Annotated in this window: 23 protein-coding genes and 1 pseudogene; 16 read left to right on the forward strand and 8 right to left on the reverse strand. The window is 64.9% G+C overall.

The window, feature by feature from the left end; translation table 11 throughout:
- Window positions 1-13 precede the first annotated feature (13 nt).
- Together ASE28_RS03865 and xdhC are read right to left on the reverse strand one after the other, a co-directional pair.
- The gene (locus tag ASE28_RS03865) at window positions 14-1309 is read right to left on the reverse strand and encodes a urate hydroxylase PuuD (RefSeq protein ID WP_057201425.1); all 1296 of its coding nucleotides are present in this window, start codon (window positions 1307-1309) and stop codon (window positions 14-16) included.
- Between the two features lie 218 nt (window positions 1310-1527).
- Window positions 1528-2418, reverse strand: a complete 891-nt coding sequence (gene xdhC / locus ASE28_RS03870) for a xanthine dehydrogenase accessory protein XdhC (protein ID WP_057264814.1) — start codon at window positions 2416-2418, stop codon at window positions 1528-1530.
- Between xdhC and ASE28_RS03875 the strand changes: the two genes are divergently transcribed.
- Window positions 2417-2968 (forward strand): energy transducer TonB, encoded by a 552-nt coding sequence (locus ASE28_RS03875; RefSeq protein WP_082604105.1) that lies wholly within the window; start codon window positions 2417-2419, stop codon window positions 2966-2968. The two genes, xdhC and ASE28_RS03875, sit on opposite strands and share 2 nt — an antisense overlap.
- Here ASE28_RS03875 and uraH read toward each other — a convergent pair.
- The gene (gene uraH, locus ASE28_RS03880) at window positions 2965-3315 is read right to left on the reverse strand and encodes a hydroxyisourate hydrolase (RefSeq protein ID WP_057201427.1); all 351 of its coding nucleotides are present in this window, start codon (window positions 3313-3315) and stop codon (window positions 2965-2967) included. The two genes, ASE28_RS03875 and uraH, sit on opposite strands and share 4 nt — an antisense overlap.
- A 90-nt stretch (window positions 3316-3405) precedes the next feature.
- On the opposite strand from uraH, the gene ASE28_RS03885 reads away from it, so the two are divergent.
- The 7 genes and pseudogenes from ASE28_RS03885 to ASE28_RS31835 form a co-directional block, all read left to right on the forward strand.
- A complete protein-coding gene (locus ASE28_RS03885; RefSeq protein ID WP_057201428.1) occupies window positions 3406-4095 on the forward strand; it encodes a GntR family transcriptional regulator in 690 nt (229 codons plus the stop codon).
- A gap of 4 nt (window positions 4096-4099) precedes the next feature.
- Window positions 4100-5068 (forward strand): allantoinase PuuE, encoded by a 969-nt coding sequence (gene puuE, locus ASE28_RS03890; protein ID WP_057264816.1) that lies wholly within the window; start codon window positions 4100-4102, stop codon window positions 5066-5068.
- Window positions 5069-5073: 5 nt separating this feature from the next.
- The gene (uraD, locus tag ASE28_RS03895) at window positions 5074-6858 is read left to right on the forward strand and encodes a 2-oxo-4-hydroxy-4-carboxy-5-ureidoimidazoline decarboxylase (RefSeq protein ID WP_057264818.1); all 1785 of its coding nucleotides are present in this window, start codon (window positions 5074-5076) and stop codon (window positions 6856-6858) included.
- Window positions 6855-8111 (forward strand): ArgE/DapE family deacylase, encoded by a 1257-nt coding sequence (locus tag ASE28_RS03900; protein ID WP_057264820.1) that lies wholly within the window; start codon window positions 6855-6857, stop codon window positions 8109-8111. The genes uraD and ASE28_RS03900 overlap by 4 nt, the downstream gene beginning before the upstream one ends.
- A 173-nt stretch (window positions 8112-8284) precedes the next feature.
- A complete protein-coding gene (gene ggt / locus ASE28_RS03905) occupies window positions 8285-10078 on the forward strand; it encodes a gamma-glutamyltransferase (protein ID WP_057201432.1) in 1794 nt (597 codons plus the stop codon).
- 351 nt (window positions 10079-10429) lie between these two features.
- Window positions 10430-12112: a sensor domain-containing diguanylate cyclase gene (locus ASE28_RS03910; RefSeq protein ID WP_057264822.1), complete on the forward strand. Its 1683-nt coding sequence runs from the start codon at window positions 10430-10432 to the stop codon at window positions 12110-12112.
- A gap of 268 nt (window positions 12113-12380) precedes the next feature.
- Window positions 12381-12658, forward strand: a pseudogene (locus tag ASE28_RS31835) (gamma-glutamyltransferase); the annotation flags it as partial.
- Between the two features lie 100 nt (window positions 12659-12758).
- Here the strand turns inward: ASE28_RS31835 and ASE28_RS32445 are convergent.
- The 5 genes from ASE28_RS32445 to ASE28_RS31845 all read right to left on the reverse strand — a co-directional run bounded on the left by ASE28_RS32445 (window position 12759) and on the right by ASE28_RS31845 (window position 16075).
- Entirely contained in the window at window positions 12759-12977 is a 219-nt protein-coding gene (locus ASE28_RS32445; protein WP_162262234.1) for a hypothetical protein, read from the reverse strand.
- 91 nt (window positions 12978-13068) lie between these two features.
- Complete coding sequence (locus tag ASE28_RS03920) at window positions 13069-14019, reverse strand: hypothetical protein (protein ID WP_157421851.1); 951 nt, start codon at window positions 14017-14019, stop codon at window positions 13069-13071.
- A complete protein-coding gene (locus tag ASE28_RS03925; protein ID WP_157421852.1) occupies window positions 14013-14720 on the reverse strand; it encodes a hypothetical protein in 708 nt (235 codons plus the stop codon). The genes ASE28_RS03920 and ASE28_RS03925 overlap by 7 nt, the downstream gene beginning before the upstream one ends.
- 31 nt (window positions 14721-14751) lie before the next feature.
- Window positions 14752-15669 carry a YafY family protein gene (locus tag ASE28_RS03930; protein WP_057264829.1) on the reverse strand — a complete coding sequence of 306 codons (918 nt, stop codon included), beginning with the start codon at window positions 15667-15669 and terminating at the stop codon, window positions 14752-14754.
- A complete protein-coding gene (locus ASE28_RS31845) occupies window positions 15650-16075 on the reverse strand; it encodes a hypothetical protein (RefSeq protein ID WP_157421853.1) in 426 nt (141 codons plus the stop codon). Before ASE28_RS31845 ends, ASE28_RS03930 begins: the two co-directional genes overlap by 20 nt.
- Before the next feature lie 121 nt (window positions 16076-16196).
- Here ASE28_RS31845 and ASE28_RS03935 point away from each other — a divergent pair, with 121 nt between their 5' ends.
- The 8 genes from ASE28_RS03935 to ASE28_RS03970 all read left to right on the forward strand — a co-directional run bounded on the left by ASE28_RS03935 (window position 16197) and on the right by ASE28_RS03970 (window position 26170).
- Window positions 16197-17477 carry a C4-dicarboxylate transporter DctA gene (locus ASE28_RS03935; protein WP_057264830.1) on the forward strand — a complete coding sequence of 427 codons (1281 nt, stop codon included), beginning with the start codon at window positions 16197-16199 and terminating at the stop codon, window positions 17475-17477.
- 2 nt (window positions 17478-17479) lie between these two features.
- On the forward strand, window positions 17480-18331 hold the full coding sequence (locus ASE28_RS03940; protein WP_057264832.1) for a transporter substrate-binding domain-containing protein: 852 nt from the start codon (window positions 17480-17482) through the stop codon (window positions 18329-18331).
- Between the two features lie 169 nt (window positions 18332-18500).
- Window positions 18501-20342, forward strand: coding sequence for a methyl-accepting chemotaxis protein (locus tag ASE28_RS03945; RefSeq protein WP_057264834.1), 1842 nt, complete (start codon window positions 18501-18503; stop codon window positions 20340-20342).
- Between the two features lie 14 nt (window positions 20343-20356).
- On the forward strand, window positions 20357-21049 hold the full coding sequence (locus ASE28_RS03950) for a GntR family transcriptional regulator (RefSeq protein WP_057201440.1): 693 nt from the start codon (window positions 20357-20359) through the stop codon (window positions 21047-21049).
- A 221-nt stretch (window positions 21050-21270) separates the two neighbouring features.
- The gene (locus ASE28_RS03955) at window positions 21271-22755 is read left to right on the forward strand and encodes an NCS1 family nucleobase:cation symporter-1 (protein WP_057201441.1); all 1485 of its coding nucleotides are present in this window, start codon (window positions 21271-21273) and stop codon (window positions 22753-22755) included.
- Window positions 22756-22759: 4 nt separating this feature from the next.
- Entirely contained in the window at window positions 22760-23536 is a 777-nt protein-coding gene (locus ASE28_RS03960; protein ID WP_057201442.1) for an aspartate/glutamate racemase family protein, read from the forward strand.
- Between the two features lie 46 nt (window positions 23537-23582).
- On the forward strand, window positions 23583-24350 hold the full coding sequence (locus tag ASE28_RS03965) for a GntR family transcriptional regulator (protein ID WP_057201443.1): 768 nt from the start codon (window positions 23583-23585) through the stop codon (window positions 24348-24350).
- Window positions 24351-24682: 332 nt separating this feature from the next.
- Window positions 24683-26170: a nucleobase:cation symporter-2 family protein gene (locus tag ASE28_RS03970; protein WP_057201444.1), complete on the forward strand. Its 1488-nt coding sequence runs from the start codon at window positions 24683-24685 to the stop codon at window positions 26168-26170.
- Window positions 26171-26181: the final 11 nt, after the last annotated feature.

Genomic DNA, 26181 nt, shown 5'->3' on the forward strand with positions numbered 1-26181 from the left:
TATCAGCGCAGCATCAGGGCACCTTCGCGCCGTCCTGGAACCAGCGGCCGATCAGCGCGCGCTCGGCGTCGGTCATCTGCGTGGCATTGTTCATGGGCATGAGCTTTTGCACCACGGCCTGCTGGTAGACCGCCTGGGCGTGCTGCTTGACCAGGGCCGGTGAATCCAGGCGCATGTTCTTCATCTGCACCTGGGCGCCATGGCACAAATAGCAGCGTTGTTCGAGCACCGTCTGCACGGCAGCGAAGTCGCTGCCCCCGCCGGCCGCAGCGGGTGCCGCAGGAGCAGGCGCAGCCTGCGAAGCCGTGGAGGCGCTGGAGGCCGCAGGGGCCGCCACCGCCGCCGGCTTGGCGGCAGCCACGGGCGCGGGCGCTGGTACCGGCGCGGGCCGCATCCAGACAATCGCGCCGACCAGGGCCACCACGCCCACCAGCGCATAGGGCAGCGGGTTCGGGTTGCGGCCGAGCTTGTAGCCGTGGCGCATCACGAAGAACTGGCGGATGGCGGCGCCCGCAAACATCATGATGATCAGCACCAGCCAGTTCTGTGGGTGGCTCCAGGTAAAGCTGTAGTGGTTGCTCAGCATCGCAAAGATCACCGGCAGCGTGAAATAGGTGTTGTGCACGCTGCGCTGCTTGCCGCGCTTGCCGTGGATCGGGTCCACGTTCTGCCCGGTGCGGATCTGGCGCACCACGGTGCGCTGGCCAGGGATGATCCAGAAGAACACGTTGGCGCTCATCGAGGTGGCGATCATCGCCCCCACCAGCAAAAAGGCCGCACGCCCGGCGAACAGGTGGCAGGCCAGCCACGAGGCGATGCACACCAGCACCAGCACCAGCCCGCCGACGATGGCGTCGCCGTTCTTCTTTTGCCCGAAGATGCGGCAGATGCCGTCGTACAGCAGCCAGAACACCACCAAAAAGGCCAGCGCCGCGCCAATGGCCGCGGGCGGAGCCCAGTCCATGCGCGACTTGTCGATCAGGTAGGTGCCCGCGCTCCACAGGTAGGACAGGGTAAACAGCGCAAAGCCGCTGAGCCAGGTGCTGTAGCTTTCCCAATAGAACCAGTGCAGGTGCTTGGGCAGCTCGGGCGGGGAGACGGCGAACTTGACCGGGTGGTAGAACCCGCCGCCGTGCACGGCCCAGAGCTCGCCGCTCACGCCCTGCTTCTTGAGGTCCTCGTCTTCGGGCGGCGTGAGGCTGCTGTCCAGAAAGACGAAGTAGAACGACGAGCCAACCCAGGCGATGGCGGTGATGACATGGACCCAGCGCAGCAGCAGGTTGGCCCAGTCGAGAAGGTAGTTTTCCATTTTTTCTCAACCTTGGCGGCGTGGGGGGAACACACCGCTGTACAACCTGCTCACCACTGCGGGCGCTCTGAGCAGAAGATGGGGTCGCGCACCTTGGCAATGTCTGCCGGGGCACCGCTGCGACCCAAAGGCCCCGAACCACGCCAAACGGCCGGTTCAGATCCTGTGTGAAAGTGTATGCAGGAATTGTTCCCGATTCCAGTCCTGTCGCCGGCCTTTCAGGCCTGTGAATACCCTTGCAGCGGATTTGCGACAGCCTGGGCTGCGGCAACCGACTGCAACAGCTGTGCCGCCACGGCCACGGCAATCACCTCGGGCTCCTTGCCGGGGATGCCCGGCACGCCGATGGGGCAGGTCACCTGCGCCAGCTCGCGCGGGCTGAAGCCCCGCGCCGTGAGCCGGCTGGTGAAGGTGGCCCACTTGGTCTTGCTGCCGATGAGCCCGATGAACGGCAGGTCGCCGCGCTCACGCTGGCGCTTGAGGCAGGCGGCCACCACGTCCAGGTCTTCGGCGTGGCTGAAGCTCATGATGAGCACGCGCGAGCCGGGTGCCAGCGCGGGCACGGCCATCTGCACGGGCTCGGAATGTTCGCAGTGCACGTTGGGCGGCAGCGCGGCGGGGAAAATCCCGTCACGGCTGTCGATCCAGGTCAGCGCAAAGGGCAGCGGCGCCAGCGTGCGCGCCAGGGCATGGCCCACATGGCCGCCGCCGAACAGCGCCACCGGGTGCAAATCGGCCGTCAGGCGCCGGGCCAGGACCGGTGCGTCCTGCGCGGCCACACATTCGAATTCGAGGTACACCACGCCACCGCAGCACTGGCCGAGCGCCGGGCCCAGGGCAAAGCGCATCGGTGCCGGGTCGTTCGCGGCGCTGGGGTCCGCCAGGCGGCGGCGCGCCTCGGCGATGGCCTGGTGCTCCAGGTGGCCGCCGCCGATGGTGCCCACCAACCTGCCTGCGAACACGGCCATCCACGCGCCCGATTCACGCGGCACGGAGCCTTGGGTAGACTCCACTGTCACCAGACACGCCGGTTCGGCCGCAAGGCCTTCCAGCAACAAAAGCAAGTTCTCCACTGCCGCCGTCCTTTCGTTACACCACCAGCCCACCATGCCCGATACCCCGCCCAATCAACGCCCCGGCAAAGGCCGCCACTGGCTGCTGGCGGGCATCATGGCCGCTGTTGGCGCCTTGGTCGCTTCCTGCAAGTCTGCGCCCGAATCCACACCCGCACCAGCCACGCCAGAGAGCCGCCCTCCCACCAGTACCGACATCCAGGGCGTGAAGGGCCCGGTGCCGGCCACCGCGGGCTCGGCCCGCCCCTCGGCGGCCGCCACGCCCCGCGCCTACCGGCAGGACGGCGCCACCCACCTCTACGGCCTGAACGCCGAGCGCATCTTCAAGGGCAAGCTGCAACCCCAGCTGTACGCCATCGGCGTGATCGAGGTGGACATCGACCGCACCGGCAAGGTCACGCGGGTGAACTGGCTGCGCGCCCCGCGCCATGCGCCCGAGGTGGTCAAGGAGATCGAGCGCACCATCCGCGCCGCCGCCCCCTTCCCGGTGCCCACCCGCATGGGCAAGGTGACCTACACCGAGACCTGGCTGTGGGACAAGAGCGGCAAGTTCCAACTCGATACCCTCACCGAAGGCCAGCTCTAAGAGCCCCTGTACGTCGAGTAGCTCCACGGGCTCACCAGCAGCGGCACGTGGTAGTGCTGGTCTTCGTGCGCAATGCCGAAGTCCAGGCTCACCTGGTTCAGAAAGTTCGGCTCGGGCAAAGTGACGCCTTTGGCCTTGAAGTACCCCGCCACGTCAAAGCGCAGCCGGTAGGTGCCGGCACGCACGCTGGCGTTGTCGAACAGCGGCGCATCGGTGCGGCCATCGTGGTTGAGCACCAGGCGCTGCAGCAAGGTGGCGGCGTCGCCATGGGTGGAATACAGGGCCACTTCCATGCCAGCGGCGGGGCAGCCGTGCATCGTGTCCAGAACATGTGTGCTCAAGCCCATAGGGATTCTCCTGAAGGATGGAGGCCGTAAAAACGCGACCTGTAGACTAAAAGTGTATACACTTTTAGCCAATCCTCCTATCATGTCGCCATGGAATCTTCATCCACCAGTGCCATCGTCGAAGCGTTGACCCGCGCCATCGTTGAACACCGCCTGCAGCCGGGCACCAAGCTCGCCGAGCAGAAGCTTGCCGACCATTTCGGCGTATCGCGCACGCTGGTGCGCCAGGCGCTGTTCCAGATGGCGCAGAACAAGCTCGTCACGCTGGAGCCCGCGCGCGGCGCCTTCGTCTCCACCCCCTCGGTCGAAGAAGCGCGCCAGGTGTTCGCCGTGCGCCGCATGCTCGAAACCGAGATGACCCGCGCCTTCGTGCGCAGCGTCACCCCCGCCAAGATCAAGGCCCTGCGCGCCCACGTCGCCAGCGAGAAGGCCGCCATGGGCACGGCCGACGCCAGCAGCCGCACCGAACTGCTGGGTGACTTCCACGTGCGCATGGCCGAGCTCATGGGCAACGAGGTGCTGGCCCACCTGCTGGGCGACCTGATCTCGCGCTGCGCGCTGATCACGCTGATGTACCAGTCGGCCAGCGCCGCCGAGCACTCGCACGAAGAGCATGGCGAAATCGTGACGGCCCTGGCCGCGCGCAACGAAGACCATGCCGTGGCCCTCATGCAGTCGCACCTCGAACATGTCGAGGCCAGCCTGACCTTCGACCGCAAACGCCCCGCCAGCGACCTGGCCATGGCGCTCGCCCCCGTCACCGCTTCGCAAGTCCACTGACACCATGACCTACGACTCCACCCTGCCCTACCCCCGCGACCTCGTCGGCTACGGCCGCAACCCGCCCCATGCGCAGTGGCCCGGCCAGGCGCGCATTGCCGTGCAGTTCGTGCTCAACTACGAAGAGGGCGGCGAAAACGCCACCTTGCATGGCGACGCGGGCTCCGAGCAGTTCCTGTCGGAAATGTTCAACCCCGCCAGCTACCCCGAGCGGCACATGAGCATGGAGGGCATCTACGAATACGGCTCGCGTGCCGGCGTGTGGCGCATCCTGCGCGAGTTTGACAAGCGCAACCTGCCGCTCACCGTGTTCGGCGTGTCGAGCGCGCTGCAGCGCCACCCCGAGCTGACCCAGGCCTTCGTGCAGGCCGGCCACGAGATCGCCTGCCACGGCCTCAAGTGGATCCACTACCAGCACATCCCCGAAGAGGTGGAGCGCGCTCACATGGCCGAGGCCATGGCCATCATCGAGCGCATGACCGGCCAGCGCGCCACCGGCTGGTACACCGGGCGCGACAGCCCCAACACCCACCGCCTGGTGGCCGACTTCGGCGGCTTCGAATACGACAGCGACTACTACGGCGACGACCTGCCCTTCTGGATGAAGGTGCAGCGTACCGACGGCAGCGTGGCGCCGCAGCTCATCGTGCCCTACACGCTGGACTGCAACGACATGCGCTTTGCCCTGCCCCAGGGCTTCTCGCACGCCGACCCGTTCTACCAGTACCTCAAGGACACCTTCGACGCCCTGTACGCCGAAGGCGACCCCGCTGGCGACAACGCGCCCAAGATGATGAGCATCGGCATGCACTGCCGCCTGCTGGGCCGCCCCGGCCGCATCACGGCGCTGCAACGCTTTCTGGACCACATCGCCCAGCACGACAAGGTGTGGGTGGCACGCCGCGTGGACATCGCGCGGCACTGGGCCCAGGTGCACCCCTTCAACGACACCACTGTCACCACCAAGGCCTGACCACCATGGCACTCACCCTTGACCAACTCAACGCGGCCACCCCGGCCGACGCCCTGCAATGGCTGGACGGCGTGTACGAGCACTCGCCGTGGATCGCCGAGCAGGCCCTTGCGCAGCGCCCCTTCCGCTCGCTGGCGCACCTGCGCCACGCGCTGGCCCAGGCGGTGCGCACAGCGCCGCAGGCTGCACAGCTGGCGCTGATCCGCGCCCACCCCGAGCTCGCGGGCAAAGCCATGGTGGCCAACAGCCTCACGGCCGAGTCGACCAACGAGCAGAGCAAGGCGGGCCTGGCCCAGTGCACGCCCGAGGAGTTCGCGCGCATCCAGCAGCTCAATGCGGACTACAACACGCGCTTCGGCTTCCCCTTCATCCTGGCGGTGCGCGGGCCGCGCGGCGCGGGCCTGCCACGCCAGGAGATCATCGCCACCTTTGCGCGCCGGCTCGACAACCACACCGACTTCGAGCTGGCCGAGGCGCTGCGCAACATCCACCGCATCGCCGAGATCCGCCTGAACGACAAGTTCGGCGCCGAGCCCGCGCTGGGCAACGACGTGTGGGACTGGCAGGAGACCCTGGCCCAGCACTCGGACCCCGGCTTTGCCGAGAAGGGCCAGCTCACCGTCACCTACCTGACCGACGCGCACCGCGCCTGCGCCCAGCGCATCAGCCACTGGATGCGCGACTGCGGGTTCGACGAGGTCGAGGTCGACGCCGTGGGCAACGTGGTGGGCCGCTACCACCCTGCCCCCGGTGCAGCGCAAGGCAAGTACCTGATGACCGGCTCGCACTACGACACGGTGCGCAACGGCGGCAAGTACGACGGGCGCCTGGGCATCTTCGTGCCCATGGCCTGCGTGCGCGAGCTGCACCGCGCCGGCAAGCGTTTGCCCTTCGGCATCGAGGTCATCGGCTTTGCCGAGGAAGAAGGCCAGCGCTACAAGGCCACCTTCCTCGGCTCGGGCGCGCTCATCGGCCATTTCAACCCCGCCTGGCTGGACCAGAAGGACGCCGACGGCGTGACCATGCGCGCCGCCATGGAGCATGCCGGCCTGTGCATCGCCGATATCCCCAAGCTGCAGCGCGACGCCGCGCAGTACCTCGGCTTCATCGAGGTGCACATCGAACAGGGCCCGGTGCTCAACGAGCTGGACCTGCCGCTGGGCGTGGTCACCTCCATCAACGGCGGCGTGCGCTATGTGGGCGAGATGATCGGCATGGCCAGCCACGCCGGCACCACCCCCATGGACCGCCGCCGCGACGCCGCCGTGGCCGTGGCCGAGCTGGCCCTGTACATCGAGCAGCGCGCCGCCAAGGACGGCGACTCGGTAGGCACCATCGGCCTGCTGAACGTGCCCGGCGGCTCCATCAACGTGGTGCCCGGCCGCTGCCAGTTCAGCCTGGACCTGCGCGCCCCCACCGACCCGCAGCGCGATGCGCTGGTCAAGGACGTGCTCGACCAGCTGGGCCAGATCGCCGCGCGCCGCGGCATGCGCTACACGCTGGAAGAATCGATGCGCGCCGCCGCCGCCCCCAGCGCCGCCGCCTGGCAACACCGCTGGGAGCGCGCCGTGGACGCCCTGGGCGTGCCCGTGTTCCGCATGCCCAGCGGCGCCGGGCATGATGCGATGAAGCTGCACGAAATCATGCCCCAGGCCATGCTCTTTGTGCGCGGGCTCAACGCCGGCATCAGCCACAACCCGCTCGAATCCACCACCAACAACGACATGCAGCTGGCCGTGGACGCCTTCACGCATGTACTGAACCAGATCGCCGAGGAAACCCCCGCATGACCGCCACCACCGCTCCACTGACCTCCACCTACAGCGCCCTGGATGCGTGGATCGACCAGCACTTCGACGAGGAAGTGCACTTCATGCAGGCGCTGGTGCGCGTGCCCACCGACACGCCGCCCGGCAACAACGCGCCCCACGCCGAGCGCACGGCCGAGCTGCTCAAGGACTTTGGCTACGAGGCCGAAAAGCACGCCGTGCCGCCCGGCGAGGTGCTGGCCTACGGCATGGAGTCGATCACCAACCTGATCGTGCGCCGCAAGTTCGGCACTGAGGGCAAGGGCCCGACCATCGCCCTCAACGCCCACGGCGACGTGGTGCCCCCCGGCGAAGGCTGGACGCATGACCCCTACGGCGCAGAGATCGTGGACGGCAAGATGTACGGCCGCGCCACCGCCGTGAGCAAGAGCGACTTCGCCAGCTTCACCTTCGCGCTGCGCGCGCTCGAAGCCGTGGCCAAACCAACGCACGGCGCGGTGGAACTGCACTTCACCTACGACGAAGAGTTTGGTGGCGAACTCGGCCCGGGCTGGCTGCTCAAGAACAACCTGACCAAGCCCGACCTGATGATCGCGGCCGGCTTCTCGTACGAAGTGGTCACCGCCCACAACGGCTGCCTGCAGATGGAGATAACGGTGCACGGCAAGATGGCCCATGCCGCCGTGCCCCACACCGGCGTGGACGCACTGCAGGGCGCCGTGCACATCCTGAACGCGCTGTACGCGCAGAACCAGGAATACCTGAAGGTCACCTCCAACGTCGCAGGCATCAAGCATCCCTACCTGAACGTGGGCCGCATCGAAGGTGGCACCAACACCAACGTGGTGCCCGGCAAGGTTACGTTCAAGCTCGACCGCCGCATGATCCCCGAAGAGAACCCGGTGGAGGTGGAAGCCAACATCCGCAGCGTGATCGAGCAGGCAGCGGCTGAGCGCGCCGGCATCTCGGTGGACATCCGCCGCCTGCTGCTGGCCAACGCCATGACGCCGCTGGCCGGCAACAAGCCCCTGGTCGATGCCATCCAGAAGCACGCGCAAGAGCTGCTGGGCGAGCCAGTGCCCGCCCTGGGCACGCCCCTGTACACCGACGTGCGCCTGTACGTGGAGCGCGGCATCCCCGGCGTGATCTACGGCGCCGGCCCGCGCACCGTGCTCGAATCGCACGCCAAGCGCGCCGACGAGCGCCTGGACCTGGAAGACCTGCGCCGCGCCACCAAGGTGATTGCACGCACGCTGAAAGACTTGCTGGCCTGAGCCACCGATACCTGCCTTGCATGGCGTGAGTATCTGATTGGCATAAGCCAGTACAGGCGCGCCATGCGTGCCAGTCCTACACTTGCTGCGGGCGCATTCCAAAAGGAGTGCGCCCGTTTGTCATTCCAAGACCCGGATAGACATAAAGATCAATAACAGAGGAGCACCTACCAATGAGCATCCGCCACACCTTGCTGGCCAGCAGCGTCGCACTGGCCCTGGCCAGCCTGACCGCCTGCGGCAGCACCACCCCAGCCGTTACGGCTTCGGCCCCGCCAGTGGCCGCCGTGCAGCAGACCGCAGCGGCACAGGCCGCCAGCGCCGCCTATGACTTCGACATGGACGTGTTCCACCCCGTGGTGGCGCGCAACGGCATGGTTGCCACCGAGCAGGAGCTGGCCTCGCAGATCGGCCTGGACATCCTCAAGGCAGGCGGCAACGCGGTGGACGCGGCCGTGGCCGTCGGCTTCGCGCTGGCCGTGGCCCTGCCCAATGCGGGTAACCTGGGCGGCGGCGGTTTCATGATGGTGCACGACGCCAAGACCGGCAAGAGCGTGGCCCTGGACTTCCGCGAAGTGGCGCCCAACAAGGCCACGCGCGACATGTACCTCGACGCCAAGGGCAATGTGGTGGACGGCAAGTCGCTGTTCACCCACTACGCCGTGGGCGTGCCCGGCACCGTGGCCGGCATGGAGCATGCGCTCAAGACCTGGGGCACCCTGCCACTATCGCGCGTGATTGCCCCCGCCATCGAGCTGGCCGACAAGGGCTTCCCGGTAAGCGAGACCCTGGCCAAGATACTGGACCAGGAAAAGAAGAACATGGGCAAGTGGCCCGCCACCCAGGCCATCTTCTGGAAGAACGGCGCGCCCCTGAAGGTGGGCGACGCGCTGGTGCAGAAAGACCTGGCCCAGTCGATGCGCCTCATCGGCCAGCAGGGCGCCAAGGCGTTTTATGAAGGCGAAATCGCCCAGAAGATCGCCGCCGAGATGGCACCGCACGCCGGCGCCCTCACGCTGCAAGACCTGCGCGAATACAAGGTGGCCGAGCGCGTGCCCACCCGCGGCACCTACCGCGGCTATGAGATCGTGACCATGCCGCCACCCTCCTCCGGCGGCCCGCACCTGGTGCAGATCTTGAACATGCTGGAGCCCCTGCCCCTGGCCCAGTGGGGCCCCAACAGCGCCCAGACCATCCACTACATGGCCGAGAGCATGAAGCTGGCGTACGCCGACCGCTCCGAGTACCTGGGCGACCCGGATTTCGTGAAGATCCCGCTCAAGGGCCTGACCTCCAAGCGCTACGCCGAGTCGCTGGCCAAGGGCATTGATGGCAACACCGCACGCAGCGGCAAGAGCATCAAGCCCGGCCAGCCCCAGCCGTACGAAAGCGACCAGACCACCCACTACTCGGTGGTGGACAAGGCCGGCAACGCCGTGGCCGTGACCTACACGCTGAACACCAACTTCGGCAGCGGCATCGTCGCCAAGGGCACGGGCATCATGCTCAACAACGAGATGGACGACTTCTCGGCCAAGCCCGGCGTGGCCAATGCCTACGGCCTGGTCGGCGGCGACGCCAACGCCGTGGCCGCCAAGAAGCGCCCCCTGTCGTCCATGACCCCCACCCTGGTGCTCAAGGACGGCAAGCCCACCCTGGTGACCGGCAGTCCCGGCGGCGCCCGCATCATCACCACGGTGCTGCAGACGGTGGTCAACACCATTGACTTCGGCATGAACCCCGCCGAGGCCGCCGCCGCACCGCGTGTGCACCACCAGTGGACGCCTGACGAACTGCGCGTGGAAAAGGGTTTGTCGCCCGACACCCTGGCACTGCTCAAGCAGCGCGGCCACAACATCGCGGTGAAGCCATCGATGGGGCGTACGCAGACGATTCAGTTGCGTGGCGGGGCGTTGTATGGGTACTCGGATCCGCGCAATCCGGATGGGAAGACGTTGGGGTATTGATGCACGGCCTGACTTGCCCGCTCCGCAGGCCCGTCATGGTTGATCCATAGCTCAGCCAACAAGGCACCAACGAACAAAGGCCGCGCCCTGTGAGGGGCGTGGCCTTTGTCATTGTTGTGCCTGTGCCGGGTCTATCGCCTCAACACACTGGCCCAAAAATCATCGCCGTAGCGGACTGCGCAGAACGCAAACACCAGGCAGAAGCCCATGGTGATGGCCAGCATCGGCAAAAAGCCGGAGAGCTTCAGGTTTATGGCACGAGCCTGCCCAAAACCCCTGCCATACTTGGATCTGGTGTGGTTGATTATCCTATCCGTTGGTTTCACCTGACTCCCTTTGCGACAGCCCCGCATGCCTGCCACTCTCACGCCGTCCGCAAAACTGCTGCAACTGCTACCCGAGGCGGTGGTGCAGACCAATGCGCTGTGGGAGATCACTTACCTGAATCCGGCGTGGACAACGCTCACCGGCCATTCGGTGGAGGCAGCGCTCGGCAGGTCTCTGCTTGAATTTGTGCATCCCGGCGACATTGGCACCATGCGCTCGGGCATGCCTGTGTTCCGGTTGCGATTTGCCGACGCGAACTATCGCTGGGTGCGTCTGAAACTCCACCCGGAGACGGATGCAGCGGAGCGGGTGATCAGCCGCCAGGGTGTCCTGATCGAGATCACCGAGGTCACCGAGCAGGTGCTGGTTGAGATTCGCCAGCGCTTTTTGCGCTTGCTGGAAACCATTGATGGCGTAGTTTGGGAGGCTGAAATCGGCGTGGGCAATACTTTCCTTAGCCCGCAGGTCGAACGCTTGTTCGGTTTCTCCGTGGAGGAGTGGCGGTCTGACCCGGGCTTTTGGCGGGCGCATGTGCATCCCGATGATCTAGCGCAGGCCGTGCTTATCGATGATGCCGCCTACAACGCGACGCACAGCTATGCCTACGAGATGAGCTATCGGCTGATTGCAAAATCCGGCAAGGTGGTGTGGGTGCGCGATCTGTGCCGCGCAGTGGTCGAGCCGGGGCGGCCGAACCGCATGATCGGCCTGATGATCGACGTCACCCAGCAGAAGAACACCGAACTTGAGTTGTTGCGCTCCGAAAACCGCTATTTGCTGGCGACCCTTGGATCCAATGACGGCATCTGGTACTGGGACTTGCGAACTGACGCCCTGCATGTGTCCGGGCGCTTTCACCAGATCGTCGGGCTGGGTAGCGGCGATCTTGTACACGACGGCGGCTGGAGCTTTCTGGGGCAACTCATCGATCCCGAAGATCGCGCGCGCGTGCAGGCGGCCTACCGCAGGCATCTGTTGGGGAACAGCCCGAACTTTTCGGTGGATTTCCGCGCGTTCCACGCGGATGGACGGCTGGTGTGGGTCAATTGGCGCGGGCTCGCCGAGTTTGAAGACGGCGTTGCGGTGCGCATGGCGGGCTCGTTGAGCGATCTGGCTGACCGTGGCAGTTCCTACGATGCGCTGACCAGCCTGCCCGGCCGGCCGTTGTTCCGCGATCGCCTCGCGAATCTCATGGCGCTGCACCAGAACGAGGCTGCGAATGGTGATGGCGTGCCAACACGCGATGGAGCCACCATGTTCGCCGTGCTGCTGCTGGATCTCAACGGGTTCAAAGCCGTCAATGACAACTACGGGCACCATGTGGGCGACCGGCTGTTGCAGCAGGTGGCGCGGCGGCTCGAATCCTGCGTGCGGGCGGTTGATCTGGTCGCCCGCATGGGTGGCGACGAATTCAATGTGCTGTTGGAGTCCATTGATCCCGCCGAAGCCAGCAACCGCGCTCAACAGATCGCCGCCGCCCTCGCAGCGCCTTATGTGGTCGGCGAACACACCGTGATCAGTGGCGCGAGTATTGGACTTGTCAGCAGTGCATCAAGGCTGGCGACGGTGGACGAATACCTGCGCGCCGCAGACACCGCAATGTACCAGGCCAAAAGCCAGTCATCGGGCGTGTGCGTGTTTCAACAAAAGGTGCCAGAGACGACTTCCTGCGCGGCTGATCAGCAGCGACCGAAATACGCACCATAGGGTCACCGCACAGCATTGGCGTGGCAAGCCTTCTCCACATCCAACCAGCCCGGCGGGTCATCGGCTTCGGAGTGCAGGTACTCCTGCCATTTGGAAGGATCGGCCTGGAAGCGCAGAGGGCCTTCAGGGGATACCAAGGCAAACAGGTGGCCATTCCCATGGAGGTTTTTCTTTCCTTTGTTGCATGAAGGCCTGGGCGGGCTTGCAAGCCAGCCCCAGCGCCTGCCCATCATTGTGGCCAAAGCGGCTGCCGTACCCCAACGTTTACGTCACTGTGGTGCTGCAGACGTTGGTGAACACGATTGACTTCGGAATGAACCCGCCGAAGCTGCTGCCGCACCGCGCGTCCACCCCCAGTGGACGCCTGACGAGCTGCGCGTAGAAAAGGGCTTGTCGCCCGACACCCTGGCACTGCTCAAGCAGCGCGGCCACAACATCGCGGTGAAGCCGTCGATGGGGCGGACGCAGACGATCCAGCTGCGGGGTGGAGCGCTGTATGGGTACTCGGATCCACGGAATCCGGATGGGAAGACGTTGGGGTATTGATGCTTAGAGAATGGCCTGCCTCGGCAGGTCACTACCCCGCCAGCAAAGGCCGCGCCCCTCACTGGGAGCGGCCATTTTCTTTGCAGCGCCTGTGCCAGTGTCATCGCCTCAACAGGCCAGCCCAAAAGCCATCACCATAGCGCACTGCGCAGAACGCGAACACCAGGCAAAAGCCCATGGTGATGGCCAGCATCGGCAAAAAGCCGGAGAGCTTCAAGCGAAAGACCATCCAGAAGCCCACGAGTGCACCAGCCAATGCGCCGCAGACGAAGCGCACCACGGTTTCAAGCGGGTCATGTTTTTTCTCGCCGCAGGACATTCGGATCACCCTCGCCCTTTAAAAGCATGGCCGTATTGCGACCACGCCTGAGCGGGTGGACTCGCACAAATCCGAGGAAATCAGGAGCTCATCAGTGCTCAGTTCTCAGCAAGAGGTAGGGACTGCTCTTTTCCTGCTCCAGCGCTTCGATGTAATCACTGCCACTGATCCTCCGTGTACGCAAGTAGTCAATCAGAAAAGGCTTGCTCGCCGCTGCGTCGCTCGCATCACGCAAAATTTTTACAGCAGCCAGCCCTTGGTCGACTGCGGGTCCAAACGACAAGGGGGTCAGATGGGTGAAGAGGTGGTTGTAATCGGTCGATACAGCGTCCGCAACGGCCAACGCGTGACGCAGTTCGTTGGTTCGAATTCTGCAGTCGATTCGCACACTGTTGCAGAGCATCAGCATCTGAGCCAGCTGCCAGAACACCTCGGGACTGATCGGTCCCTCAGCTTTGACCATGAACGCGATTTCACCCTCAAAGTATGCCGCTTGGTCAGCCAGCCCCGCAGCAACTTCAGAATACTCGGGCCGCGGGTCAGAGAGTGCTTGCGCTTGCTGCGCCCGCTGCAACAGGCTTTTCGTGAGATGCAATTGTTTACGCAAATCCCGGTGACTCAGGCTCTCAAACTCAGACCGTAGCGTTTCACCAAGGCGATCCATGCGAATTTCCAATGCATTGAATCGCTTGTGCATGTAGTAGAAGCCCGCTACGCTGACACCCACTCCTGCAAGAGAGACCCCAAGGGTGGCCACTTGCAGCAACTGCAGATTTTCCATCATGGCCTTCAGCTGGCTGATTTGAATGCCGGTATACATGCTGGCTCCAGCATTCACCACATCAGCCACCATTGACAAAGGTGCGAAAGGACCCGCAGCGAGACTGGATAGAACGGATTGCGCGGCCCCAGTCTCCTGAACATGTCGAACGATTTGTCCGGTCACCGAATCCTTCAGAAGAGTTCCATACCGTACCACCTCGCCAGACGCTAGCCGACCCAGCAGTTCTGCGGGTATCTCAAAGGGAATGGTGCTCAGCATGATTCTTTGACCTCCATCAGTTTTCGGGAAAGCTGCGACCCTTGGTCACAAAAGTGCATGGCAAACCCCTCGGGGCCCAACAACAAGGTCTGTACTCGCGCCTCGATCAAGCTCCTGTTGCCAGGCTTGAAGCCGATGCCATAGAGGCTCGCGCATTCTGAGTTCAGCATGCGCATGTGGATAGCCAGATCGGCCTTGCCAAACAAAGCCCACTTCCGTGCGCAGGCATTCAGATTGGCCTCCTCTTTTCGCAGAGCGGTGATCAACGGCATCCGAACTATCCGAACAAAGCTGTCCTGAAGCACCTCATTTGCCGGGCGCGTGATCAGCTTTCGGAACACGCTGGTATCCCTAAGCTCTGCATCCACTTGATAAAAAAATGCCTGTTGCAACTCGGTGATGATGTTCGTAACGTTGGCGTGGAAGTTGTCTCTCCAATCGAGCACTTCGCGCCTGAAGGCCATGTCAGGCAGCTTTCCAAAATCGACAAGGGATTCGATGGGATGCTCGCTCTGACCGAGTGCGTCAGGTGCAGCGGCGGTGTCCGGCAAATTCGCCGTTTCGTCTTTGCCCTCTTCGCTTGGGAAGAACGAACGGATGTCTCTTTGCAGGAAGGCAACTGTCTTGTCCCACCGTCCTTCAGGCTTCGCCAGGTTTTCGGGGGAGCGAGACAACGCCGCTTGGGTTGAAATATTATTCATTTGGGTTCGTCAATTGAGCTATGGTCAGTTCTTACTTCGTTCTGCATTCGCGGCAAGCAGCCAGATATTCCTCAAGTTCTCGCTCAAGGCTCTCTTGCCAAGGTGCGGGATTGACAATCCGAATGTGCGGTAGCCAATATCGAATGATCGGAAGAATTTGCGTTGGGTGTCCAACGGTAGTGCTGATCTGCAAAGACCCATCACTGCTTTCCAATTTGACTATTTGATTCGGCACTAACTGCCTGCGCTTGAAGTAACTGGCCACAGGGGCGGCGACTGAAAGCATGACCTCATGGCTGTCTTCGGAATGCCAAGCCCCCTCCTGTTTCGCGATGGTGATTTCCAAGGCCGGGTCTTTGTGGAAAGAGCTTTCGGTGACCAACACGTGCAGCATCTTGCCGATCCCAAAAGTCTTGTACTTTCCTTGGTCAACGGCTGCGAGGTACCAAATGCCTTTGAGATTGAGCAGGCGGTAGGGCGCAACGGCCTTGTAGGCCTTCGGCACTCCGGCCACCGCCATCTCGAAGTCGAGCAAGCGGGACTCCATCACTGCGGCTTCAAGCTGCCGAAAGATTGGCTGGCTCTCACTCAGATCTTCATAGTGATGGCCTTTGACAAGCCAAGGTACAGCAATCGCCTTGTCAAAGATACTTCTGAGAGATTCTGCCGACAGGGACGGGAAAAGTCCTTTCACCCCAGCCAGGGCCGCGAAGCGCTCGATGTCGTTGTAGTTGAGTTTTCCCAAGTAAGCTGGGCTGAGCTGGTACCGGCCCTGAATCTTGGTGAGAGGCAGGTATGCAAGTCGTACGCGCAGGTCGCGTTGGATGGTCCTTACATGGACACCGAACTCCTGTGCGAGATCCTCAGGATCAAGCTTTTCAGCCTGATTGAGCTTGATCAGTATCTGCGACAAACGATACGCGATCGTGTCATGTTGGCCGTTTGCCATTCCGCCCCATTCCTTGTTTTAGAAGCCACCTGATCCATTGCGGAAATTTTGCCTCGGTCTGCTGCCAACGTGCCGCGCACGATACACGAACAGCGCGTCTACCACCCGAATGAAATTTGCACTCTATGCCTTGCTGCGAAGCCGTGTCCAACTCCAGACCAAGACCGCCCCAACCACCAGAACAAGCAGCAGCTTCAATGCCAAGCTCAGAAAGCCCACAGTTGCTGACATCACGCCGAGTTTGATCAGCATCCAGGAAAGGGTAGCGCCCAAAGCAGCAATCCAAAACATTTGATGTCTCTATTGAAATTAAGGAGACCTCACTTTGAAACATCGTTTGGACAGGTGGTGTCGCAAATCTGGCAAGGCATTCAAATTCAGAAAATTGCTCGGAGTTTGGCAGCAAGATTCCGCTGCACCTCACAGGGGATCAGCTACGGGCATACCCTGATACGCCCAGCTCCCAACTTGCCTACATTTCTTGTATGCAAGATTTGCTTTCAAGACACAACTGAAGGAGACGGGGCATGCTGCGGTTTTTCAAATCCCTTTTTGGCCAGGTGATCCTGGCCCTCATAGCCGGCGTGGTGGTGGGCCTGGTGTGGCCCGATACCGCCGTGGCCCTGAAGCCCCTGGGCGACGGGTTCATCAAGCTGATCAAGATGCTGATCCCACTGATCGTGTTCTGCGTGGTGGTGCATGGCATCGCGGGCACGGGGGACCTGAAGCGGGTGGGCCGGGTGGGCATCAAGGCGCTGGTCTACTTCGAGGTGGTGACCAGCATTGCGCTGGTGCTGGGCCTGGTGCTGGCCTTTGTGTTCGAGCCTGGGGTGGGCATGAACATCGATCCCAAGGCGCTGGACCCCAAGGCCATGGGCGCCTATGTGGAGAACGCGGGCAAGCTCACGGGGGGCGGGTTCACGGACTTTCTGCTCAAGCTGATACCCAACACGGCGGTCAGCGCGTTTGCCAATGGCGACGTGCTGCAGGTGCTGCTGTTCTCCATCGTGTTCGGCTGCGCGCTGGCGATGCTGGGTGAGCGCGGGGCGCGGGTCACGGTGCTGATCGAGGACCTCTCGCACGTACTGTTCAAGACCATGGGCATCATCATCAAGCTGGCGCCGCTGGGCGTGCTGGGTGCGATTGCTTTCACCGTGGGCAAGTACGGCATTGGCTCGCTCAAGCAGTTGGGCATGCTGGTGGTGCTGTTCTATGCGGCGGTGGCGATCTTCGTGGTGGTGGTGCTGGGCACCATCATGCGGGTGTCGGGCTTCAGTCTGTTCAAGCTGCTGCGCTACCTGCGCGAGGAGCTGGCGGTGGTGTTTGCCACCACCTCGTCGGACAGCGTGCTGCCGCAGATCATGGCCAAGCTCAAGCACATGGGCATTCGCGATTCGACGGTGGGGCTGGTGATCCCTACGGGGTATTCGTTCAACCTGGATGCGTTTTCGATCTACATCACGCTGGCGGCGGTGTTCATTGCGCAGGCGACCAACACGCCGATCTCGATGGCGGATCTGCTGACGATTCTGGCGATATCGCTGGTTACCTCGAAGGGCGCGCACGGGGTGCCGGGCTCGGCCATCGTGGTGCTGGCGGCCACGCTGCAGGCGATACCGGCCATCCCGGCCATCGGGCTGGTGCTGGTGCTGTCGGTGGACTGGTTCATGGGCATTGCCCGGGCCCTGGGCAACCTGATCGGCAACTGCGTGGCCACGGTGGCCGTGGCCGCGTGGGAGGGCGATATTGACCGCGAGCGCGCCCATGCGGTGCTGGACGGCAAGGCCGTCGAATCGCTCAAGGAGTGAGCGTGCAGCCGCGCCATCATTCCCTGAACCGCCGCCAGTTGGTGCTGACAGGCGCTGCCGCTACCGGCCTGGGCAGCCTGGGCTGGGGCAGTGCGGCCCTGGCACAGGGCAGCGCCGCACCGGCGGACCAGCTCGACCGCATCTTGCGTAGCAAGGTGCTGCGCGTGGCAGTGCCGCAGGATTTTCCGCCGTTCGGCTTTACGCGCAATGGTGTGCTGGACGGCTTCGACATTGCCGTGGCGCGCATGCTGGCGGCCGACCTGCGGGTGGCCCTGAAGACCTTGCCCGTGGCCAGCGGTGACCGCATGGCGGCACTGCTGGAAGACCGGGTGGACATCATCATCGCCAGCCTGGGCAAGACGGCCGAGCGCGAGCGCGATATCGATTTTTCTGCCGCGTATGCGCCGACCTACATTGGCGTCTTCGGCGAAGCCGCTGCCCCGGGCGCTGCAGATGCCGCCGCTGCGCTCAAGGGCCGGCGCGTGGGCGTGGTGCGCGGCAGCCTGGAGGAAGCCGAGCTCAAGGCCCAGGTGCCGCAGGCCACGCCCGTGCTGTTCGACAGCTCGGCCCCGCTGCTCGATGCCTATGTGCGCCACGCCGTCGACGCCTTTGCAGCCGGCAACGTGGTGGCCGAATCGATACCCGACACGGCCCTGCGCGAGCGCATTCGCCGCCTGGCCGTGCTGCGGCAAAGCCCCTGCCACATAGGGGTGCGCAAGCGCGAGCCGCGCCTGCTGGCCCGGGTGGATGCCTTTTTGGTGCAGGCCAGGTCGTCGCAGGCGCTGATGGTGAATGCCATGCAGTGGTTCAAGCACAGTCTGTCCCCCGACATGTTCCGCGACACCAAGGGCTGATACGGATTTGCCTTCAAACGTATAGCGTCGTTGGGTCGCCTTGCCGTGCCACAGCACTGTCTGCGGCTCCCCGCCTAGCTATCCGATTGAAGGCAAATCCGTATGCGCCCCCTCTTTCACCCGGCCTGAATCAAGGCACGCCTCCCATCCACCGCCAGAAGCACCCCCCATGATCACCTCGCTTCGCACCCGCATCCTGCTCATCACCACGGTCGCCGTCACTGCCGCCCTGGCGTTGACGGGGGCAGCCACCTATTCCATCGTGCGCTCGGCCACGCTGCAGACCATCGAGGACAACCTGGCGGCCATTGCCTCGGGCAACACGCTGGCCATCGAGAAATGGGTGGCCGCCAAGGCCATGGCCGTGCAGGCCACTGCCGCTGCGGTGGAGCCCGGCGACCCGCAGGGCATCGTGCTGCACATGAACAAGGCGGGCGGCTTCCCCGTCACCACGGCGGGCTGGCAGGACAAGCGCTGGGTGTCCAGCAGCGCCACCACGCCTCCCACCTACGACCCCACGGCACGCCCCTGGTACAAAAGCGCAGTGGCGGCCGGCAAGCTGGTGGTCACCAAGCCCTATGGCGATGCCTCAACGGGCGAACCCTTCGTGTCGTTCGCGGCGCCCATCGTGCGCGATGGGGCGGCGCAGGGCGCGGTGAGCGGGGCCGTGCCACTCAAGGGCGTGCAGGAGGTGGTGGCTGCCGTGCACCCCACGCCCAGCAGCCTGGGTATGGTGATCGACAAGGACGGGCTGGTGCTGGCCCACCCCGATGCGCAGCGCATGCTCAAGCCTGCGTCGGAGCTGTCGCCCGCCCTCACCCCCGCAGTGGTGGCGGCGCTGCCGGGCGCCGCCCATGCGCTGGAGGTGGACCTGGGGGGTGCGGCCAAGCTGCTGCGCGCCCTGCCCGTGCCGGGCACGGACTGGTTTTTGGTGGTGGCGCTGGACAAGGCCGAGGCCACGGCGGGGCTGGCCAGCGTGCTGCGCGCATCGGCCATTGCCACGGTGCTGCTGGCGCTGCTGGCGGCCGGGGCGTGCGCGCTGCTCACGGCGCAGTCGTTTCGGCGCCTGTCGCAGGTGCGCGATGCGATGGACGAGATCGGCTCCGGCGGCGGCGACCTGACCCACCGCCTGCCTGTGACCGGGCGCGACGAGGTGGCGCAGATCGCCTCGTCGTTCAACGCCTTCGTGGACAAGATCGGTGCGGTGCTGCTGGACGTGCGCCAGGGCGTGGAGTCGATGAAGACGGCCACCGACGAGATCAAGGCCGGCAACCACGACCTGTCGCACCGAACCGAGACCTCGGCCAGCAACCTGCAGGAGACATCTGCCTCGCTGTCGCAACTGACGGCCACCGTGCAGCAGTCGGCCGATGCCGCCGCGCAGGCGGCGCAGCTGGCGCGCGCGGCCAGTGCCGCCGCCACGCGCGGTGGCGAGGTGGTGGCCGGCGCGGTGAGCACCATGGACGAGATCTCCAGCGCATCCGCCCGCATTGGCGAGATCATCGGCGTGATCGACTCCATCGCCTTTCAGACCAACATTCTGGCGCTGAACGCTGCGGTGGAGGCAGCGCGCGCCGGCGAGAACGGCCGGGGCTTTGCCGTGGTGGCCAGCGAGGTGCGCAGCCTGGCGCACCGCAGCGCCACGGCGGCGCAGGAGGTGCGCGCGCTGATCAACACCTCGGGCGCCAGCGTGGCCACGGGCACGCAGCGTGTGCGCGCGGCAGGCCAGACCATGGACGAGATCGTGCACAGCATCCAGCGCGTGGCGCAGATCGTGGGCGAAATCAATGGATCCATGACCGAGCAGAGTGCCGGCATCGGCCAGATCAACCAGGCGGTTGCAGAGATGGACCGCGCGACACAGCAAAATGCAGCCTTGGTCGAAGAATCCACCGCCGCATCGGCAGTGCTCAACGACCAGGCCCACCACCTGTCGCGCACGGTGGCGGGCTTCACCCTCGAAGCCTCCCCCGCGCCCAACCGGGCCCGCCTGCCGGCCTCGCCCTACTGACGACCACCACGCCCATGAGCATCAGCCAGACCCAGATCGCACAACAGGTGGTGGAATCCATCCTGGCCCAGAAGCTCGCCCCCGGCGAGCGCCTGGGCGAGCAGGAGCTGGCCGACCTGTTCGGCGTGAGCCGCACCCTGGTGCGCGAGGCGCTGATGCAGTTGCAGGCGCGCGGTTTTGTGGAGGTGCGCCCGCGCCGGGGCTGGTACGTGGTGGAGCCCACGGTGGAGGACGCGCGCGACGCGTTCTCGGCTCGGCGCATCATCGAGTCGGGCATATTGGCCGACGCGGGGCGGCCGCTGCAGTCGGTGACGCCGCGGCTGCGCGCCCACATTGCCGAGGAGCAACTGGCCATCGAAGGGGCGGACGCGGCGACGCGCGCCTTTTTGCTGGCCGACTTTCACGTCTGCCTGGCCGAGAGCATGGGCCACCGCAGCCTGAGCGACATACTGCGCGACCTGACGGCTCGCACCACGCTGGCGGCATCGCTCTACCAGTCGCGGCACGAGGCCAGCCAGTCGTGCGCCGAGCACGAGTCCATCGTCGAGGCGCTGGAAGCCGGCGACACGGCCCTGGCGCGCGAGCGGCTGCTGGCGCACATCGGCCATGTGGAAGCGGCCCTGAACCCAGGGCAGCCGCTGGTACGCGACCGGCTGCGCGATTCGCTGACACCGCTGGCGGGCCCTCGGGCTGGCACGGACGGCTGAACCGCCCTCTCGCCTTTTCCCCTTCTCTCATTGCCGCCCCGGCCGTCAAGGCCCGGGCGGCTTTGTTTTGGGCGCTGCGAAACACCCACGGGTAAACCCCAGGCATTTCCCGTTCAGACGGTGTTTTATTGCATCCATTTTTTGTATACAAATATAGGGTGCAACTTTCAACCAGGCCGCAGATGTCTGGAACCCGTCCTTTTCCACACGAGGAGACACCCGTGAACACAGCCGTCAGCAGCACCCCTCTGGCCGGGGGCACAGCGCCCGCCGGGCCGCACCATGACAACGCCCTGATCAAGCCGGGCTACGACCCGCGCCTGACTAATGAAGACCTGGCGCCCCTGAAGCGCCAGACCTGGGGGCAGTACAACATTTTCGCGTTCTGGATGTCCGACGTGCACAGCGTGGGCGGCTACATCACGGCGGGCAGCCTGTTCGCGCTGGGCCTGTCGAGCTGGCAGGTGCTGGTGGCGCTGCTGGTGGGCATCGTCATCGTGCAGTTCTTCTGCAACCTGGTGGCCAAGCCCAGCCAGGTGACGGGCACGCCCTACCCGGTGATCTGCCGGGCATCGTTCGGGGTGCTGGGGGCGAACATACCGGCCATCATCCGAGGGTTGATCGCGGTGGCGTGGTACGGCATACAGACCTATCTGGCGTCGGGGGCCTTCTTGCTGCTGGCGCTGCACTTCTTTCCGAACCTGGCGCCGTATGCCGATGTGGCGCAGCACGGGTTTGCAGGGCTGTCGAGCCTGGGGTGGCTGGCGTTCATGGTGATGTGGGTGCTGCAGGCGCTGGTGTTCTGGCACGGCATGGAGGCGATCCGCAAGTTCATCGACTGGGCGGGCCCGGCGGTGTATGTGGTGATGGCCGTGCTGTGCGGCTGGCTGGTATGGAAGGCGGGTTGGAAGAACATCGACCTGAACCTGGGGGGCGTGAAGTTTCAGGGCTGGGATGCGCTGCCGGTGATGCTCTCGGCGATTGCGCTGGTGGTGAGCTATTTCAGCGGGCCGATGCTCAACTTTGGCGACTTCTCGCGCTACGGCAAGAGCTTTGATGCAGTGAAGAAGGGCAACTTCTGGGGCCTGCCCATCAACTTCGTGTTCTTCTCGCTGCTGACGGTGGTGACCACGGCGGCCACGCTGCCGGTGTTTGGCGAGCTGATCACCGACCCGGTGCACACCGTGAGCAAGATCGACAGCACCACGGCGGTGGTGCTGGGCGCGCTGACCTTCATGATCGCCACGGTGGGCATCAACATCGTGGCCAACTTCGTGTCGCCAGCGTTCGACTTTTCGAACGTGGCGCCGCAGCACATCAGCTGGCGCACGGGCGGCATGATCGCCGCGGTGGGCTCGATCTTCATCACGCCGTGGAACCTGTACGCCAACCCCGAGGTGATCCACTACACGCTGGACGTGCTGGGCTCGTTCATCGGGCCGCTGTTCGGCATCCTGATTGCCGACTACTACTTCGTGCGGCGCCAGCAGGTGCTGGTGGACGAGCTGTACACCATGAACAGCCGCGGCGCCTACTGGTACAGCAAGGGCTACAACCCGCGCGCGATCTGGACGCTGATCCCATCGGCCCTTGTGCCCATCCTGTGCGTGATGGTGCCCGTGCTGCGGCCGGCCGCCAACTACGCCTGGTTCATCGGCATGGGCCTGGGCTTCGTCATCTACCTTGCATTGAACCGAAAGAGCTGAGCCCGTGCGCATCAAGATCATCAACCCCAACACCACCTGGAGCATGACCGAGAAGATCGGTGCCTGCGCGCGCGCCGTGGCGCGGCCGGGCACCGAGGTGGTGGCGGTGAGCCCCGCCATGGGCCCGGCCTCCATCGAGAGCCATTACGACGAGGCGCTGGCCGTGCCCGGCCTGCTGCAGGAGATTGCAGCGGGCGAGCGCGAGGGGATGGACGGCTATGTGATCGCCTGCTTTGGCGACCCGGGCCTGAAGCCCGCGCGCGAGCTGGCGCGCGGCCCGGTGGTGGGCATTGCCGAGGCGGCCATGCACCTGGCCAGCATGGTGGGCTCTCGCTTTTCAGTGGTGACCACGCTGGGCCGCACCATGGGCCAGGCCTGGCACCTGGCCGAGATCTACGGCATGCAGCGCTTTTGCGCCAACGTGCGCGCCTGCGAGCTGCCGGTGCTGGAGCTGGAGGTGCCGGGCTCGAACGCGCGCGAACGCATCACCGACGAATGCCGCCGCGCGCTGGCCGAGGACGGCTGCGACACCCTGGTGCTGGGCTGCGCGGGCATGGCCGATCTGTGCGAGCACATCAGCCACACGCTGGGCGTGCCGGTGATCGACGGCGTGGCGGCTGCCACGTCGATGGTCGAATCATTGGTGCTGCTGGGCCTGCGCACGAGCAAGCACGGCGAGCTGGCGCGGCCGCTGCCCAAGGCCATGGCCGGGGCATTGGCGGGGTTTGCGCTGGCGCCCATGGCGGCGGTGCCGCCAGCCCGCATATCCCGCGCCGCCTGAGGCCTGCTGCACTGCAGCCCGGCCAATCAGGCCACAATCGGCCACCATGCCCCGCGCCCGTACGAGCCCCACAGCCCTTCCCGCCGACCTGACGCCTGCTGCCGAACCAGCGCCCGAAGCGGCAGCGGCGGACGGGCGCCTGGCCTCCACCGAGAGCATTGCGCAGGACCTGGCCACCGCCATCGTCGAAAAGCGCCTGCCCCCGGGCACCTGGCTGCGCGAGGAGGCGCTGGGCCGCGTGTACACCGTGAGCCGCACCAAGATACGTGCGGCGCTGGTGATGCTGTCCAAGGACAAGCTGATCGAGATCATCCCCGACAAGGGCGCCTTTGTGAGCCGGCCCAGCGTGCAGGAGGCGCGCGAGGTGTTCAGCGTGCGCCGCGTGCTCGAGGCCGAGGTGGTGCGCCTGTTCATCGCCAGCGCCACGCCGGCCGACTACCAGATGCTGGAGCAGCACATCCGCTTTGAGCGGGCGGCGCTGCGAGAGAGCACGACCACCGGCCGGGTGCGCGAGAAGCTGCTGGGCGACTTTCACGTGGTGCTGGCCGAGGCGGCCGGCAACCAGACCCTGGCGCAGCTGGTGCGCGACCTGGTAGCCCGCAGCTCGCTGATCGCCATGCTGTACGACTCGTCGAACGACCCGCACTGCTCGTCCGAGGAGCATGCCGACTTTCTGGCGCTGTGCAAAGGCGGCAACGTGCAGGCCGCCGTAGCCAGCATGACGGAGCACCTGCAGCGCATCGAGGCGAATCTGGCGCTGGACACCGGGCGGCCGGACCGGCAGCTCGACCTCGTCAAGGCCTTGCTGGCCTGATCTTCCCCCAACGACTGCAGAGTCTGCGACTTCCTCGGGCAGCGCAAAGCCGAGTCTTTGCGATGGTGCGTGCGCTGATTTGAGATGGGCTGCTAGGCGCAAAGCGCAGCCATAGTGGAGCTATGGCGAGCATTTGCAACAACGCAGACCGCTCAACGCAGCGTGCGCGGTGCGCAATGGGCTTGGCTTTGCGCTGCCCTAGGGTTTACCGGGATAAGGTTGCCGCCATATCGTGTATACACTTTTTGTATGGATGGCTGTACACGTTATGGCGTGCGCCGTCCGCATTCCAACGACACCCGACAGACCGACCCACCCGAAGGAGCTTTGCCATGCAACCGTCCGTGCACCCTGTGGATGAACAACTGCCCATAGCGCGCCTGGGGGCGCTGGGGCTGCAGCATGTGCTGGTGATGTATGCCGGGGCGGTGGCGGTGCCGCTGATCGTGGGCCGGGCGCTGAACCTCACGCCCGACCAGGTGGCCAAGCTGATTTCGGCCGATCTGTTCGTCTGTGGCCTGGTCACGCTGATCCAGGCGCTGGGCGCCACACGCTGGTTCGGCATCCAGCTGCCGGTGATGATGGGGGTGACCTTTGCCTCGGTGGCGCCGATGGTGTCCATGGCGCAGAGCACCAGCGGCACGGCGGGGGCGGGGCTGATCTTTGGCTCGGTGATCGGGGCGGGGGTGATATCGATCCTCATCGCGCCCATGGTCAGCCGCATGCTGCGGTTTTTTCCGCCGGTGGTCACGGGCACCATCATCGCGGTCATCGGCATCAGCCTGATGCGCGTGGGCATCAACTGGATCTTTGGCAACCCCGTGGGGCCCACAGCGCCCAACGTGGTGAACCCCGACCACATCAAATGGCTGACCGAGGCGCAGTCGGCCGCCGGGGCGCCCGGCTCGTCGCTGCCGCCCGTGCCCAAGGGCTTTGCGGTGGTGCCCACGGTGCCCAACCCGCGCTATGCAGACCTGACGGGCGTGGGCATTTCGGCGCTGGTGCTGGTGTCCATCTTGCTGATCGCCAAGTTTGCCAAGGGCTTCATCGCCAACATCTCGGTGCTGCTGGGCATTGTGATCGGGGCGGTGGCCGCTGCCGCCATGGGCATGATGTCGTTCGAGAAGGTGGGCAAGGCCGACTGGTTCGACCTGGTGCTTCCGTTCGAGATCGCGTTGCCGGTGTTCGACCCCATCCTGATTTTGACCATGACGCTGGTGATGGTGGTGGTGATGATCGAGTCGACCGGCATGTTTTTGGCGCTGGGCGAGATGACCGACCGCAAGATCGACCAGGCCGCCCTGACGCGGGGCCTGCGCACCGATGGCCTGGGCACGTTGCTGGGCGGTGTGTTCAACACCTTCCCGTACACCAGCTTCTCGCAGAACGTGGGGCTGGTGGCGGTGACGGGCGTGAAGAGCCGCTTTGTCTGCGTGGCTGGCGGCGTGATCCTGATCATCCTGGGCGTGCTGCCCAAGATGGCGGCGCTGGTGGAGTCGCTGCCCACCATGGTGCTGGGCGGTGCGGGGCTGGTGATGTTCGGCATGGTGGCGGCCACGGGCATCCGCATCCTGGGCGGGGTGGATTTCAAGACCAACCGCTTCAACGCGATGATCGTCGCCGTATCCATCGGCGTGGGCATGATCCCGCTGATCGCGCCGAGCTTTCGACAGTGGATGCCGCATGCCATCCATCCGCTGATCGAATCGGGCATTTTGCTGGCCTCAATCACGGCCGTGGCGCTGAATGTATTTTTCAACGGCGCCAGCAAGGACACCAGCGCTGCCGTGAACGCAGCGCGCCAGGCAGAAGCCCACTGATCCGGCTCGCC

It is taken from the genome of Acidovorax sp. Root219, from assembly GCF_001428665.1.
Lineage (GTDB): Bacteria > Pseudomonadota > Gammaproteobacteria > Burkholderiales > Burkholderiaceae_C > Acidovorax.